Genomic DNA, 15,290 nt, shown 5'->3' with positions numbered 1-15,290 from the left:
CGGTCACGGGGTGAGGCGGGCCTCCGCCTCACCCCACCGCGCCGCCTCGCCCCTCGGCTCGTACCGCCTCAACTCCTGTGTACGTGATACGAGGTGCCGCATCTCGGCGAGCCCGCCGACCTGCCCGCCCGCCCGGGCCTGGACCAGGACGTTCCCCAGGGCGGCGGCCTCCGTGGGCCCCGCCACCACCGGCAGACCGCAGGCGTCGGCGGTCAGCCGGCAAAGGAGCTCGTTCCGGGCGCCGCCCCCGACGACATGCACGACGTCCACCGCGCGCCCGGCGAGCCGCTGCGCGTCCCGGACCGCCCCGCGGTGGGCGAGCGCCAGCGAGTCGAGGACGCAGCGCGTGACCTCGGCGGGGGACCCGGGCACCGGCTGACCGGAGGCACGACAGGCGTCCGCGATCCGCTCCGGCATCCGCCCCGGCGCCAGGAACGCCGCGTCGCCCGCGTCCACCACCGACCGCAGCGCGGGCACCCCGGCCGCCTCGCGAAGCAGCCCGCCCAGGTCCGGGCCGCCCCAGGCCCGCACGCACTCCTGGAGCAGCCACAGGCCCATGATGTTCCGCAGATAACGGACCGTGCCGTCCAGGCCCAGCTCATTGGTGAAGTTCGCGGCCCGGCTCTCCTCCGTCAGGATCGGCGCGTCCAGCTCAAGGCCCGCCAACGACCAAGTGCCGGTGCAGATGTACGCGAACCGCTCGCCCTCGGCGGGCACGGCCGCCACCGCCGACGCCGTGTCGTGCGAGGCGACCGTGGTGACCGGCACCGCTCCCGCCAGGCCGGTCTCCGCCCGCACCGCGGGCCGCAGCACGCCCGCCGGATCGCCGGGGTGCCGCAGCGGCGCGAACAGGCTCAGGTCGATGCCGAGCCGGGCGGCGATGCCGTACGACCAGTCGCGGGTCCGGGGGTCGATCAGCTGGGTGGTGGACGCGTTGGTCAGCTCGGTGCCCGCCTCGCCCGTGAGCCAGTACGTGATGAGGTCGGGGATGAGTAACAGGTGGTCTGCGTAAGGCAGTTGGGCCGAGGTTCGGGCCGCTGTCAGCTGATACAGCGTGTTGAACGGCGCGTACTGGAGCCCGGTCGCCGCATACAGCTCGGACCTGGGCACCGTGGCCCATACCTGCTCCGCGATCCCCTCCGTACGGCCGTCGCGGTAGTGCACCGGGTTGCCGAGCAGCGCCCCGTCCGCGTCGAGCAGCCCGTAGTCCACGGCCCAGCTGTCGATCCCTATGGAGGCGAGCCGCCCGCCCGTCGCGGCCCCCGCCGCCCGCAGGCCGTCGAGGATCCCCGCGTACAGCCCGAGGATGTCCCAGCGCAGTCCTTCCGGTACGCGCACCGGCCGGTTGGGGAAGCGATGCGCCTCGGTCAGCTCCAGGATGCCGGGGCCGACCCGGCCGACCCGGCCGACCATGACGCGCCCGCTGGACGCGCCGAGGTCCACGGCGGCGTAGTTGGTCCCCGCTTGTCCCGCCGTCATCGCAGGAACGCGGCCGCCACACCCGCGTCGACCGGGATGTGCAGCCCCGTCGTGTGCGTCAGGTCGCCGCCGGTCAGCGCGAACACGGCGTTCGCCACATGCTCCGGAAGCACCTCGCGCTTCAGCAGGGTCCGCTGCGCGTAGAACTCGCCCAGCTTCTCCTCCTCGATGCCGTACGTCGCCGCGCGCTGCGCCCCCCAGCCGCCCGCGAAGATGCCGGAGCCGCGCACCACCCCGTCCGGGTTGATGCCGTTGACGCGGATGCCGTATGCACCCAACTCGGCGGCGAGCAGCCGTACTTGATGCGCCTGGTCGGCCTTGGCGGCGCCGTACGCGACGTTGTTGGGGCCCGCGAACACGGCGTTCTTGGAGGTGATGTAGACGACGTCGCCGCCCATGTCCTGTGCCCGCATGACCCGCGCCGCCTCCCGCGACACGAGGAAGGAGCCGCGCGCCATGATGGCGTGCTGGCGGTCCCAGTCCTCGGCCGTCGTCTCGAGCAGCGGCCTGGAGACGGAGATGCCCGCGTTGTTGACGACCAGGTCGACCCCGCCGAAGGCGAGCGCCGCGGCCTGGAACGCCGCCGCGACCTGCTCCTCGGACGTGACGTCGACGCTGATCGGCACGGCCCGGTCCGGCCCGCCGAGCTCCTCGGCGACCGCCGCCGCCCCCTCGGCGTTGATGTCGGCGACCACGACGCACGCGCCCTCCGCCGCGAGCCGGTGCGCGATGGCCCGGCCGATGCCGCTGCCCGCGCCCGTCACCAGCGCCACGCGCGTCGCGAGCGGCTTCGGCTGCGGCATGCGGCGCAGCTTGGCCTCCTCCAACTCCCAGTACTCGATACGGAACTTCTCCGACTCCTCGATGGGCGCATACGTCGACACCGCCTCGGCGCCCCGCATCACGTTGATCGCGTTGACGTAGAACTCGCCCGCGACCCGCGCGGCCTGCTTGTCCTTGCCGAACGAGAACATGCCGACACCGGGGACGAGCACGATCGCCGGGTCCGCGCCGCGCATCGGGGGCGAGTCCGGCGTCGCATGCCGCGCGTAGTACGCCGCGTATTCCTCGCGGTACTCGGCATGCAGCTCCCGCAACCGGGCCACTACGGCGTCGAGTTCGGCGGTGGGCGGCAGGTCGAGGACGAGCGGGCGCACCTTCGTACGGAGAAAGTGGTCCGGGCACGAGGTGCCGAGCGCGGCCAGGCGCGGGTGCTCGGCGCTCGCCAGGAAGTCGAGGACGGTTCCGGAGTCGTCGAAGTGCCCGACCTGAGGCCGGTCCGTGGCCGCCAACCCCCGGATGACCGGGGCGAGTTCGGCGGCCCGCGCCCGGCGCTGGGCCGCGCCCAGGGCCGTGTATCCCTCGATGACCGGACCGAACGGCTCGGCCTTGCCGCGCTCGGCGAGGAACGCCTCGGCGGTGTGGATGATGTGCAGCGAGTGCGCCTCGCACTCCTCGGCGGTGTCGCCCCAGGCGGTGATGCCGTGCCCGCCGAGCACACAGCCGATCGCCAGCGGATGGGCCTCCTTGACCGCCGCGATGTCGAGCCCGAGCTGGAACCCGGGCCGCCGCCACGGCACCCACACCACCCGGTCACCGAAGCACTCCGCGGTCAGCTTCTCGCCGTCGGCGGCGCAGGCGAGCGCGATCCCGGAGTCCGGGTGCAGATGGTCGACGTGCGGGGCGTCCACGAGCCCGTGCATGGCCGTATCGATGGACGGCGCCGTGCCGTCTCCGCCGGGCAACCAGCCCTTGCCGTGCAGACAGTGGTCGAACGCGGCCACCATCTCGTCCTCCCGCTCCACCCCCGCGTACACGCCCTTGAGCGCCCGCAGCCGGTCCAGACGCAGCACGGAGAGCCCCGCCTCGGTGAGCGTGCCGAGGTCGCCCCCGGACCCCTTCACCCACATCAACTCGACATCCCCGCCGGTCACGGGGTCGATGTCGACGCCCTTCGCGGAGGCGTTGCCCCCGGCGTAGTTGGTGTTACGGGGGTCGGCGCCGAGGCGGCGCGCACGCGCGAGCAGGGCGGCTACGGCGGGGTGGGTGGTGGGTGCCATGGAGGTCCTTCCCTCAATAAGCCCGTCCGGCGTTTGAGGACGAGCGCGTTCAGCGCGACAAAAGCGGGGTCTGGGGGCGCGGCCCCCAGGTGACGGCACCCGAGCCGACGGCACCGACACGTGACACGGCTAGGCCCCCCACCCGGCCTGCTCCCCACCGACCCGCTCCGCCACGATCCGCTGACCCCAGCCGGAACGGCTGTACGCGGCGACCGGGTCCGGATCCAGGCCCATTTCGGCGCGGACCTCGCGGAGCAGCGGGCGTACGTCGGTGTGGTACGCGTCCATCAGGACGGCGTTGGCGCCGAGCACATCACCGTCCCGCTGGGCGGCGGCGAGCGCCTCGCGGTCGACCAACAGGGCCTTGGCGGTGGCCTCTTGGACATTCATCACCGAGCGGATCAGCGCGGGAATCTTCGGCTCGATGTTGTGGCACTGGTCGAGCATGAACGCGACGTCCGGCGTGAGCCCGCCCCCGCGTACCACCTCGGACATGATCCGGAACAGCTGGAACGGATCCGCCGCGCCCACCATCAGGTCGTCGTCGGCGTAGAACCGGGAGTTGAAGTCGAACCCGCCGAGCCGCCCCTCGCGCAGCAGCAGCGCCACGATGAACTCGATGTTGGTGCCCGGCGCATGGTGCCCGGTGTCCACCACGACCTGGGCCTTCGGGCCGAGCTTGAGGCAGTGGGCGTAGGCGGTGCCCCAGTCCGGCACGTCCGTCGTGTAGAAGGCCGGCTCGAAGAACTTGTACTCCAGGAGCATCCGCTGTCCGTCACCGAGCCGCGCGTAGACCTCGGCCAGGCCCTCGGCGAGCCGGTCCTGACGGGCCCGGATGTCGTCCTGCCCGGGGTAGTTGGTGCCGTCCGCGAACCACAGCTTGAGGTCCCTCGACCCCGTCGCGTCCATGATGTCGACGCACTCCAGGAGATGGCCGAGCGCCTTGCGCCGCACCGCCGCGTCCGAGTGGCAGATGCTGCCCAGTCTGTACGCGTCGTCCTGGAAGGTGTTGGAGTTGATCGCGCCCAGGCGTACGCCACGCGCCTCGGCGTACTTCGCCAACTCCGCGTAGCCGTCGAAGCCGCCCGGCCCGCCCGGCCCGCCGTCGCTGTCGACCCGGTCCCACGGGATGTGCAGGGCGACCGTCGGCGCGACACCGGTGAACGCGTGCACCTGCGCCGCGTCGTCCACCTTCTCGCGCGGTGTACGGGGCACGCCCTGCTGCGCGAACACCTTGAAGCGGGTGCCCGAGTTTCCGTACGCCCACGACGGCGTCTCGACGGTCTGGGCCTTGAGCGCGGCCTTCACCGCGGCGAGCTCGGTCACTTGGCGGCTCCCGTGTCTCTTCCTGTTGTCTCTTCCTGCACCTTTGTGAATCGATTCATGACTGCACGGTGCGGACGCTAGGAGGCTGCCGGAGGCGTGTCAAGACCTCGAGCGAAGAGGTGGTGGGCCCTCGAAGCCCGCTCCCCGCAAGGCCATTGACGTGACATCAGCACGCCCTCTAGCGTCGGCCGTTGATACTGAAACCTTTCATGGTGGCGTGGTGCCTCCGGGCGGGAGCTTCATGCGACGCGTCTGTTTTCTCCTCAAGGTCCGCCAGGACCGGATCGCCGAATACCGCGAGCGCCACGCCGCCGTATGGCCGGAGCTGCGCGCGGCGCTCTCGGCCACCGGCTGGCACAACTACACGCTCTTCCTGCGCGACGACGGTCTGCTCGTCGGCTACCTGGAGACCGAGGACTTCGAGGCGGCCCGGGCCGCCATGGCGGCCACCGAGGTCAACGCCCGCTGGCAGGCCGAGATGGCCCCGCTCTTCGAGTCCCTCGACGGGGAACGGCCGGACGAGGCGATGAAGCCGCTCACCGAGATCTTCCACCTCGCATGAGTGTCCTGTGAGTGTCCTGCCGAGTGTTGCCCCCAACGGCATCACCACCCTCGACCGGCAAGCCCTCTACTTCGTCTCGTACGACGGCCTCGTCAACACCAACTCCTTCCAGAAACACGGGCTGTTGACCTCCCACGGCCACCAGTACGCCTGCTGGTACACCACCGACCGCACCGCCGTCGTCGCGCGCCGCGCCCTCGGCTCCGGCGCCTGGCAGACCGTCCGGCTCGGGCACACCCTGCGGTACGACGACTCGCACAACGTCATCTCCATGGGCGTCTCCGCGACCGACGGCCGACTGCACCTGCACATGGACTCCCACAGCGACGGCTTCACCTACGTCAAGTCGCGGCCCGGGCTCGTGACCGACCCGCCCGGCCGCGCCGCCTTCACGGCGTCCTGCTTCGAGCCGCCGCGGCCGACGCTCGACGGCCTGACGCTCACCCCGCGGTTCACCTATCCGCAGTTCCTGCCCACCCCCGAGGGCGGGCTACAGCTCAGCTACCGCTCCGGGATCTCCGGCGACGGCCGTAACGCCCTCGCGGAGTACGACGGTTCGCGGTGGACCGCCCTGGGGGAGTGGACCAGCTCCACCGGCACGTACGCCACTGAGCACGGCTCGTCGACAGCCCGCAATATGTATCTGCACGGCATCAACTACGACCCGCGCGGCCGGTTGCACGCCTGCTTCACCTGGCGCGAGCAGAACCCCGCCGTGGCCAGCCACGGCGGCGCCCTCACCAACCACGACACGGGGTACGTCCACTCGGACGACCGCGGCCGCACCTGGCGGAACGACGCGGGCACCGTCGTCGGCACCACCGGAGGCGCCGAACGCGTCGCCGTCACCGGTCCCGGCCTGGTGGTGGATCCGCTCGGCCCGGACCACTCCCTGATGAACCAGGAGAGCCAGTTCATCGACTCGACCGGCCTGCCGCACGCGATCATCAGCCACGTCCCCGGCCACGTCCCCGGCCGTTCTTCCCGCAGGACGTCCGACTACGTCGCCGACCGCACCGCCCACGGCCGCGCCTTCCACCTCCGCAAGACGGCCTCGGGCGGCTGGCGGAAGACCGGGATTCCGGTCCCGCCACACTCCAGCGCGCGCACCAAGCTGGTTCTTGACGCCCACGACAACGCGTACGCCATCCTGCCGTTCGGCCGGATCGCCGCCGCCTCGAAGGTCTCGGCGTACACGGACTGGACCCTGCTGTACGACGGCACCGGCACCGGCACCGGCCTGAACGCCTTCGGCGAGGTCGTCGTCGACGAGACGCGGATCGCGCAGGACGGCGTCCTGTCGTTCATGTACCAGGAGAAGTCCCACGGAACGGTCCCGTCACCGCTGTGCGTCGCCGACTTCCGGCTCCCCACCTGAGGCCGGGGCACGTTCGATCGAACGGATAAGCTGCGCGCGTACCGGCTCGGGGCGAGGGGAAAGCAAGAGGTCATGCGACGTCAGCAGTGGTGGAGGAGCGGTGTGGTGGCGGCCGTGGCCGTGTTCGCGGCGGTCGGCTGCTCGCCGACCGGCGGCAACGGGACGCCCGGTTCGGCGGCATCGGACGACAAACCTTCCGCCTCCGACGGCGCGTCCGACGACGGTAAGGGCGGCCCTGCGCTGCCGGGCATGCCGACCGCCGAGGAAGCCGTCGACCAGCTCGAACAGTTGGAGGTGGCGCGGCACGGCTCGATGACCGGCTACAGCCGGGAAAAGTTCCCGCACTGGGCCGAGCAGGGCGAGAGCTGTGACACCCGCGAGACGGTCCTCGAGCGCGACGGCACCGACGTAGAGCAGAACGACGCGTGCAGGGCCGTGTCCGGCAGCTGGTTCAGCGTCTACGACGACGAGACCTTCACGGACTCCTCGGACCTCGACATCGACCACATGGTGCCGCTCGCCAACGCGTGGCGCTCCGGCGCCCGGACCTGGTCCCAGGAGAAGCGCAAGGAGTTCGCCAACGACCTCAGCCACCCGCAGCTGATCGCCGTCTCGGCGTCCAGCAACCGCTCCAAGGGCGACCAGGGGCCGGACGAATGGCAGCCGCCGTCCAAGCCGTACTGGTGTGACTACGGCAGGGCGTGGACCTCGGTGAAGTTCACGTACGAACTCTCGGTCACCGAGGACGAAAAGGACATGCTCGACCAGATGCTGGACACCTGCGAGGCATGACCGAGCGGGAGCGCGGTCCGGCACGGCGACACAAGGACAAGGGCCAGCACGAGGACGCGGACCACGAGGACGCGGACCACGAGGGCAAGGACTACGCGGACACGGTCACGGCCGGGCCCGGCGGCGTCATGACCGACGAGGTCGGCGTGATCACCGGGGAGCTGACCCTCGTCACCAGCGTGCTCCCGGACGGTCGGGCGAGTCTGCGCGTGCAGTACGCGGGCGCGGAGGAGTGGTACACGCTGACCGGCAGCCCGGTCCCGCTGCCCTCGGACGGTCCGGCCGCGCTGCATGCCGCCGTGCTCGCGCGCATCCGGCGGGGTGGGGGCGCGGTGGCGCCCTGAGGCTCAGCGTGCCTGGAGGCTCAACGTGCTTCGGAGACCGCAGGGTTGAGGTGGATTGCCGTCCCGTCCGTCGGGGCGACGTCCCCCGGACCAGGCGCCGTCAGCGGATACGCCCGGGACAGCAGGTCATCGGTGACCGCGTCCATGTCCAAGCGGCGTTCGAGCCGGGCCAGTTGGGCGGGGCGGCTGCGGGTGGCCGCGGAGGGCGGGGCGAGCAGGGTGCAGCAGTCCTCGTCGGGCAGCCGGGAGACGTCCGCCGTGCCGATACGGGCCGCCTCCGCCATGATCTCCGACTTGTCCCAGGCGAGCAGCGGGCGAAGCAGCGGCAGCGTCGCGGCGTCCTCGACCGTGGCGAGGTTGGGCAGCGTCTGACTGGAGACCTGGCCGAGGCTGTCCCCGGTCACCAGGGCCTGCGCGCCGACGTGGTGGGCGAGCCGGTCGGCCGTACGCACCATCAGGCGCCGCTGCGCCACCACCTGGAGTCGGCCCGCACCGGCCGTGGCCAGGGCGCGCTGGGCCTGCCCGAGCGGGACGAGCCACAGCGTGCCCGTACCGCTCTGGAAGCCGGACAGCTGACGGAAGACCGCGTACGCCTTGTAGGCGGAGGCGGGACCGGTCAGCGGCGCCCCGGTGAAGTGCACGAAGTCGCAGGCCAGACCGCGGCGCATGGCGCGGTGGGCGGCCACGGGGGAGTCGTAGCCGCCGGAGAGCAGCACCAGGGCCCGGCCGGTGCTGCCCACGGGCAGGCCGCCCGGGCCGCGCAGCCGCCGCACCGACACCAGGATCTCCCGCCGGTCGACCTCGACCGCCACCTCTACCTGCGGTGCGCGGAGGTCGACGGGCCAGCCGAACTCGGCCTGCACCCGGGAGCCGATGCGCGCGGCCAGCTCCATCGAGGTGAGCGGGAAGTCCTTGTCGCGGCGCCGGGTGCGCACCGCGAACGCCGGGTTCGGGTCGGTGTGTTGGGCGCTACTGGCCAACCGCACGGCCGCGTCCTCGGCGGCCTCGGCCGTGGGCTCCACACGGAGCGCGGGCTGCACCACGTTGACCCCGAACACCCGCAAGGAGCGGGCCACGAGCTCGTCGTGCAGACCGGGCCGTTCGGGCTCGGGCCCGCGGGCGGAGACGAGCAGCAGACCGTGCCGATGGCGGATCCGCACCGGACCAAGCCCGCGCATCGCCAGGCACACGTTCTCCTGTAGCCGCCGCTCGAACCGTCCCCGGTTACGGCCCTTGAGCGCCAGCTCGCCGTACTTCAGCAGCACACAGGGCTGCCGCATGACACCGACCCTCCTCAGTGGGATCTCACCACTTCTGCCGCTTATCTCCAGTATCCGACGGTACCGACCACCGCCCGCCCGCCCGGACCGGACCTACTGGAGGGGAGGACCCTCCTCCACGAAGGACCGTCCTCGCCGCCTCTCTGAGACTTCGCTGCCCGCCGAAGCGAGCAGCGGCCAGAATGACGAGGTGACCGCCCCGAGCCCGAGTCCAAGCCCAAGCCCAAGTCCAGGCCCGAGCCCAAGTCCGAGCACGGGCCCGAGCCCGAACCTGATCCCGTCCCTGTCCCCGTCCCCGCCACCGCCCTCGCCCCCGCCCCTGTCCCCGCAGCCTTCCGGCACCCCGGACCTGGCCGCCTTCGCGGGCCTGCTCGCCGACCGCACGCGCGCCGCCATGTGTCTGGCCCTGCTCGACGGCCGCGCCTGGACGGCGAAGGAGCTGGCCCGGCACACCGGCGTCGCCGCCTCCACCGCGACCGGGCACCTCCACCGCCTTGTCGCGGGCGGACTCCTCACGGAAGAACGCCAGGGGCGCCACCGGTACGTACGGCTAGCGGGCCCCGCCACCGCGGAGCTGATCGAGGGCCTGGCCGCGCACGCCCCGCCGCGCACCACCGCGGTGCGTTCCCTACGGGACGCGCATCGCCGCCGCGCCCTGGCCCACGCCCGTTCCTGTTACGACCACCTCGCGGGCACCGTCGCCGTCGCCATCACCGACGCGATGACCGAACGCGCCCTGCTTTCCTGGGACCAGGGCCCGGCGCTCACCCCGGCGGGCCGCGCATGGCTGCACGCCCTGGGCATCCCGGAGCCCGCCCCGAACTCCGGCCGCGCCCACGTCCGCGGCTGCCTGGACTGGACGGAGCGCCGCCCCCACCTGGCCGGTGCGGTGGGCGCCGCCCTCCTGACCCACGCGCTCGACTCGGCCTGGGCCGTACGCCGCGGCACCACCCGGGCCATCGACCTGACGGAACGCGGCCGCACGGCCCTCCACGACCACCTGGGTCTGCCCCACGAGCTGCTGCGGCCACCGGGGGAGTAAGGGGGCTCAGCCCACCTGATCCTGTGCCGCGGCCGCCTCATCGACCACATGGCGACGGTGGGCCGCGAAGCGGGCGAGGGCCGTCTCCGTGTCACGGGAGCGCAGCGCCGCGACGAGTTCACGGTGTGCACGCGGGACGCAGCTCAGAAATCCCTCCCTGGTGCGGCCGATCCGGGTCAGCAGAAACAGGTGCACCTGACACCGGATGGTCTGCCACGCCTCCTCGAGCCGCCGGTGTCCGGTGGCGGCGAAGAGGGCGTCGTGGAAGGCGATGTCCTGGCACACCATCTCGTGCTCGTCGGCGGCGCGGTCCGCCCGGGCGCTCGCCCGCTCGATGGCCGCCAGGTCGTCGTCCGAGGCGTGCGCGACCACCTCCCGCACGGCGAGGTCCTCCAACGCGCCGCGCAGACTGTCGAGTTCGGCCACGTCGTCGGCCGACAACGTCGTCACCGTGGTGCCGCGGTGCCAGGCGCAGTGCACCAGACCCTCGCGCTCCAGGGCGCGCAGCGCCTCGCGCACCGGACCGCGGCTGACCCCGAGCGCGGCGGAGAGCTCCACCTCGCGGAGCTGCGCCCCGGGAGCGTAGGTGCCGCTGAAGATGGCGTCGCGGATGCGGTCCGCGACCTCGTCGGCGAGGCCCCGGCGGCGCGCGGGGGCCACCGTGCTGCGGTCTGCCATGGGGGCGTCTCCTCGTTCTCCTCGCCCGCCTCGGGCCATCCCTGGCCGTGCCCGGCCGTCCCCGAGTCCTCGACGGACGCGATGTTCGAATGTTAACATCCAGCCCGTTGTCGTAATGTCAACATTCAGACAATGGCAGAGACGACGACAGAGACGACGGCAGAGACGATGGAAGCGAGGCCGCAGTGAGCGCTGCCCTGTTCACCCCCCTGACCCTCCGGTCCCTGGAGATACCCAACCGCGTCTGGATGTCCCCGATGTGCATGTACTCCGCCGCGGCCGAGGGGCCCGGGACCGGAGTGCCGACGGACTTCCACCTCACGCATCTGGCCTCGCGGTCCGCGGGCGGCGCCGGTCTGGTGCTGACCGAGGCCACCGCCGTACGGCCCGACGGCCGCATCAGCCCCTGGGACCTGGGCCTGTGGAACGACCGGCAGCAGGAGTCCTTCGCCCGTATCGCCGCGGCGATACGCGCCCAGGGCGCCGTCCCCGCCATCCAGCTCGCCCACGCGGGCCGCAAGGCGTCCGTCGACAAGCCCTGGCGGGGCGAGGCGTACCTGTCCGAATCCGAGGGCGGCTGGCCGACCGTGGCCCCGAGCCCGCTGGCGTACGACGGGCTGCCCGTGCCGCACGCGCTGACGGTGGCTCAGATCCAGGAGGTGGTACGGGACTTCGCGGCCGCCGCGGAGCGCGCCCTGGCCGCGGGCTTCCAGGTGGCCGAGATCCACGGCGCCCACGGCTACCTCATCCACTCCTTCCTCTCGCCGGTCGCCAACCACCGCACCGACGCGTACGGCGGCAGTCTCGAGAACCGGATGCGCTTCGCCGTCGAGATCGTCGAGGCCATACGCGCGGTCTGGCCCGAGGACCTGCCGCTCTTCTTCCGCACCTCGGCCACGGACTGGCTGACCGAGAACGTCGAGGACGCCCGCGACGGCTGGACCGGCGACGACACCGTCCGCCTGGCCAAGGAGCTCCAGGCCCACGGCGTGGACCTGCTCGACGTGTCCACCGGCGGCCTGGTCCCCGACGCCAGGATCGAGGCCGGGCCCGGCTTCCAGGTCCCCTTCGCCGCCCGGGTCCGCGACGGCGCGGGCCTCGCCACCGGCGCCGTCGGCCTGATCACCGACCCGCATCAGGCGGAGGACATCGTCGCCACGGGCCGGGTCGACGCCGTCCTCCTCGGCCGCGAACTCCTACGCGACCCCTACTGGCCGCAGCACGCCGCCACCACCCTCGACGCCGAGCCGCGCTGGCCGGAGCAGTACGCGACGTTCGTGCGGCGTCGTACGAAGAGCTGAGCCCGAGCCGGGGCGATGGCACGGGCGGGGCCCCTTGCGTCACGGAACGGCGGACCGCGAGGCGAGGGCCCGGCAGGTCACCCAGGAGAGGTGAACCTCTGCGGCGTCCGCAGGTGCGCACGCATGCTCCGTCCCGGTGCGTGGCAACGACAGCCCGTGGTCCTACGCAGAAAACCCCAGATCGCCCCGGTGTGCCGGGCCCCCTTCCACCGTGGCCGCCCCTGCGGCCGGACACCGACCGGCAAGCCCTACGAACTGCCCGTCCCCGGCATGCCCCCGGTCCTCCTGCCGCTCTGCCCGGAGTGCAGCGCCGCCACGCACCGACTCCTCGGCCCCTCGCACACGCACGAGAGACAGCCGGTCACGTACACCGACGACGCCGGCGCCACCGCGACCGCCCCCGAGATCCGGGCCTGGTGCAAGGACGTCCTGGACGCGGAGGTCGCGGGCGCCCACCTGCTCGACGACGAGGAACGGGCGCTCCTGAGCGAGGTACCCGATCACGGCCGCATCGGCGCCCCCGTCCTCGCCATCTGGCGCCGCCTGCACCCGCGGTGCGGTGACCTGCGGTCGGCGGACCGGTGAGACCAGGAACGTGCCGTCGGCGTGGTGGCGTTCGAGGTAGCGGATGTGGTCCGGCGCGCTGCCCCGCGTCCAGCCCCACGCTCAGCTGCTAGCCCCTGCCGTGAGCCATTGCGCGAGACGCCTCGTCGCCGCCGGGTCACCGGGCTCGGTCGCGGTCGCCGTGAGTGCGGCCGCGAAGCGTTCCGGGCGGGCCAGGAGGCGGCGTCGGGACGCGGTCAGGGCCGCTTCGGCGAGGAGGAGGCCCGCGAGGGCGTGGGGGTCGCCGGGGTGGGCCGTCAGGTCGGCCGTGTAGAGCAGCCGGGCGCCGGTCGGGTCGCCCGAGGTGAGGTGAGCGTCGGCGGAGGGGCCGGGGCGGGGTGCGCGGTAGTGGTCGATGCGGGCGTCTTCCCAGTGGTGGGGTGGGTCGGCGGGGGTCAGCAGAGGCTCGGCGGGTGGCGGAGGTGCGGCGCCTGAGTGCCAGGCGTCGGCGAGGGCGGCGTGCTCGGCCGGAGTACAGGTCAGGTGGCGCAGGCGCCACTCGGCGCGGTGGCCTGCGGCCGCGGCGCGGGCGCGCCGAGCTACGTCCGGGGTGACCGGTTCGCGGAGCCACTGATCGAGGGTGGCGGCGAGGCCGGTGATGAGGCGGCGGCCCGCCGGGGTGAGGTCGGCGCGGGTGGCGAGGGTGCGTACGACGAGTCTGCTCTGGAGGCGGCGCAGCGCGAAGTGGAAGGGCGCCGTGTTCTGCGGGTCGGCCGCCCGGTCGCCCATGCGGTCCCGCCAGAAACCGGTGATCCCCGTGAACGCGTAGGCGCCGTGGAGGAGTCCGGGCAGATGGCGCGGGTCGGCCCGCCAAGGGGCGTAGTACCGCTGGGTGCGGTCGTCGGCGAGGAGCGGAAAGAGGTGGATGAGCGCGGCGAGCTTGCTGTGCTGGAACTCGTGGACGAGGGTCTCGGCCAGGTCGAGTGCGTTCTGCGGCCGGGACGCGATCATCGAGCCGAAGGCGTCGCCGGTGGAGGCGCTCAGGCGGGTGCCGTGGCCGCGGTGCGGGGGACCCATCGGAACGATGCGGGTGATGTCGCCCAGGGCCTGTGTCGGAAGTCCCTCCCCCACTCTCGGCTTCGCCGCGGGCGCGGGGCCCGCCCTTCGGGCGCCCGCCCGAAGGGACGGCGCCGCGACTTCCGACACAGGCTCTGGCCGGGCGTCCGAGGCGGCCGGGGCGTCCGGTTCCGCCGGGCCGCGGCGCAGGATCGCATGGGCGTCGTCGAGGAGGCGGTGCCAGCGGGTGGTCTCGGTGTCGGACAGCGGCGCGGGTGGTACGGGTTCGTCGAGTTCACGGTACGGGTCGAGGGAGTCGAGGCAGACGCCCGTGGCGCCGAGCACCGGCAGCGGACGCCAGTGCTCCGTCGCGCCGTCGAGCAGCGGCCGGGCGGCGACCGGCCCCGCGGTGATCCGGCCCGCGCGGACGGCGACGCGCTGCGTGCCGAACCCGCCTTCGGGGTGGGGGAGTCGCAGCAGTCCGAGGGTCGGCAGGGCGATCGCCCCGTCCCACGTGGGCACGGTCAGGTCGGCCGACGTCCCGGCGTGCACCACCGCCACCACCGCGACGCACGCGAGGTGCCCCACATCGGCCCAGAGCGGCGGCCCGCCCGTGGCGCCGTGCAGCCGGCGCAGCGCGTGCGCCAGCCAACTGCCGAACTGCGGGCTGAGCAGCAGCGCGTCGACGGCCTTCGGCGCCCGCTCGGCGGCGTGCTCGACGACCCGCCACAGCTCGCCCGGATCCCCCAGCGGGCCGAGCACGCCCGGGAGTTCGTCGAGCCGGTCGAGCAGCTCCCGCAGCAGAAGGAGACGCCGGGTGCGCTCGCCGCGCACCAGGAACGCGATGGCTTCCGGGGAGCCGCCGCCGGTGGCCAGATCGTCGAAGAGGGGGCCGGGCATGTGCAGGTAGGTGGGGCTAGGGCCTGCCCGGCGGATCTTGCCTGTGCCGCGGGGGTCTGGCACGCACGCATTGGCGGCACTTACTCGTTGGGGCTCCGCGTCGCCGCCTTCCTCCGCCTTGCAGCTGCACGCACCAGACCCCCGCTCCCCTGCACCGGATGGTGACTGCCCGATGGAGTCGGCCTGATCCGCCGGACAGGCCCTAGTGGCGTGGCGGTCGGGCGGCGGGGGTGGGGTGCCGGGTGGGGTCGGGGGATCGGCTGACGGGTGTGTCGCCATTCGCTACTCGGCCACGCCGGGCGCGGGGCCGCCGCCCACGGCGTTATGGCGCGGCCGTCGCATCTCGGCGAGCATGCGGTCGCTGGGCGCGGGTATCGGCAGTCCTCGCACGGTTCCCACGCTCACGGCGGAGAGGTCCACTACGTCGGACTCCACCTGATCCGCCGCCCGGCCGACGGGTACCGACTCTTTCAACGCGTGATCCCCCTTCGCCGTCGGCGGCACAGAATGCCACCGAACTCTTGTCTCCATCATGGCGAAGCTTGCCCG

General features: G+C 72.8%; 14 protein-coding genes. 7 read left to right on the top strand and 7 right to left on the bottom strand.

The window, feature by feature from the left end; all coding sequences use genetic code 11:
• Positions 1–3 precede the first annotated feature (3 nt).
• The 3 genes from ACWD10_RS22640 to rhaI form a co-directional block, all read right to left on the bottom strand.
• Positions 4–1,479, bottom strand: coding sequence for a rhamnulokinase (locus ACWD10_RS22640; protein ID WP_451093712.1), 1,476 nt, complete (start codon positions 1,477–1,479; stop codon positions 4–6).
• Positions 1,476–3,539, bottom strand: coding sequence for a bifunctional aldolase/short-chain dehydrogenase (locus tag ACWD10_RS22635; protein ID WP_451093710.1), 2,064 nt, complete (start codon positions 3,537–3,539; stop codon positions 1,476–1,478). Before ACWD10_RS22635 ends, ACWD10_RS22640 begins: the two co-directional genes overlap by 4 nt.
• Positions 3,540–3,668: 129 nt before the next feature.
• Positions 3,669–4,865, bottom strand: a complete 1,197-nt coding sequence (gene rhaI, locus ACWD10_RS22630) for an L-rhamnose isomerase (protein ID WP_451093708.1) — start codon at positions 4,863–4,865, stop codon at positions 3,669–3,671.
• Positions 4,866–5,106: 241 nt separating this feature from the next.
• Between rhaI and ACWD10_RS22625 the strand changes: the two genes are divergently transcribed.
• The 4 genes from ACWD10_RS22625 to ACWD10_RS22610 all read left to right on the top strand — a co-directional run bounded on the left by ACWD10_RS22625 (position 5,107) and on the right by ACWD10_RS22610 (position 7,941).
• Positions 5,107–5,427, top strand: coding sequence for an L-rhamnose mutarotase (locus ACWD10_RS22625; RefSeq protein WP_451093706.1), 321 nt, complete (start codon positions 5,107–5,109; stop codon positions 5,425–5,427).
• Between the two features lie 7 nt (positions 5,428–5,434).
• Complete coding sequence (locus tag ACWD10_RS22620; RefSeq protein WP_451093704.1) at positions 5,435–6,805, top strand: BNR repeat-containing protein; 1,371 nt, start codon at positions 5,435–5,437, stop codon at positions 6,803–6,805.
• 72 nt (positions 6,806–6,877) lie between these two features.
• Positions 6,878–7,597: an HNH endonuclease family protein gene (locus ACWD10_RS22615; protein WP_451093702.1), complete on the top strand. Its 720-nt coding sequence runs from the start codon at positions 6,878–6,880 to the stop codon at positions 7,595–7,597.
• Positions 7,594–7,941, top strand: coding sequence for a hypothetical protein (locus tag ACWD10_RS22610; RefSeq protein ID WP_451093700.1), 348 nt, complete (start codon positions 7,594–7,596; stop codon positions 7,939–7,941). Before ACWD10_RS22615 ends, ACWD10_RS22610 begins: the two co-directional genes overlap by 4 nt.
• A 20-nt stretch (positions 7,942–7,961) precedes the next feature.
• Here the strand turns inward: ACWD10_RS22610 and thiI are convergent, their stop codons facing one another.
• Entirely contained in the window at positions 7,962–9,221 is a 1,260-nt protein-coding gene (thiI, locus tag ACWD10_RS22605; RefSeq protein ID WP_451093698.1) for a tRNA uracil 4-sulfurtransferase ThiI, read from the bottom strand.
• 319 nt (positions 9,222–9,540) lie between these two features.
• Between thiI and ACWD10_RS22600 the strand changes: the two genes are divergently transcribed.
• Complete coding sequence (locus ACWD10_RS22600; RefSeq protein WP_451093761.1) at positions 9,541–10,263, top strand: ArsR/SmtB family transcription factor; 723 nt, start codon at positions 9,541–9,543, stop codon at positions 10,261–10,263.
• A 6-nt stretch (positions 10,264–10,269) separates the two neighbouring features.
• Here ACWD10_RS22600 and ACWD10_RS22595 read toward each other — a convergent pair whose 3' ends face one another.
• The gene (locus tag ACWD10_RS22595) at positions 10,270–10,941 is read right to left on the bottom strand and encodes a GntR family transcriptional regulator (RefSeq protein WP_451093696.1); all 672 of its coding nucleotides are present in this window, start codon (positions 10,939–10,941) and stop codon (positions 10,270–10,272) included.
• A gap of 248 nt (positions 10,942–11,189) precedes the next feature.
• On the opposite strand from ACWD10_RS22595, the gene ACWD10_RS22590 reads away from it, so the two are divergent.
• Both ACWD10_RS22590 and ACWD10_RS22585 read left to right on the top strand, forming a co-directional pair.
• Positions 11,190–12,242 (top strand): NADH:flavin oxidoreductase/NADH oxidase, encoded by a 1,053-nt coding sequence (locus tag ACWD10_RS22590; protein ID WP_451093760.1) that lies wholly within the window; start codon positions 11,190–11,192, stop codon positions 12,240–12,242.
• A 123-nt stretch (positions 12,243–12,365) separates the two neighbouring features.
• Entirely contained in the window at positions 12,366–12,827 is a 462-nt protein-coding gene (locus ACWD10_RS22585) for a hypothetical protein (RefSeq protein ID WP_451093694.1), read from the top strand.
• An 81-nt stretch (positions 12,828–12,908) separates the two neighbouring features.
• Here the strand turns inward: ACWD10_RS22585 and ACWD10_RS22580 are convergent, their stop codons facing one another.
• Together ACWD10_RS22580 and ACWD10_RS22575 are read right to left on the bottom strand one after the other, a co-directional pair.
• Positions 12,909–14,741: an HEXXH motif domain-containing protein gene (locus ACWD10_RS22580; protein ID WP_451093692.1), complete on the bottom strand. Its 1,833-nt coding sequence runs from the start codon at positions 14,739–14,741 to the stop codon at positions 12,909–12,911.
• A 282-nt stretch (positions 14,742–15,023) separates the two neighbouring features.
• Positions 15,024–15,215 carry an aldo/keto reductase gene (locus ACWD10_RS22575; protein ID WP_451093690.1) on the bottom strand — a complete coding sequence of 64 codons (192 nt, stop codon included), beginning with the start codon at positions 15,213–15,215 and terminating at the stop codon, positions 15,024–15,026.
• Between the last annotated feature and the right edge of the window lie 75 nt (positions 15,216–15,290).

The sequence above is a fragment of the Streptomyces sp. NPDC002851 genome, from assembly GCF_053591935.1.
Note: the sequence above shows the minus strand (reverse complement) of the source record. Positions and strands in the feature narration are given on the sequence as shown.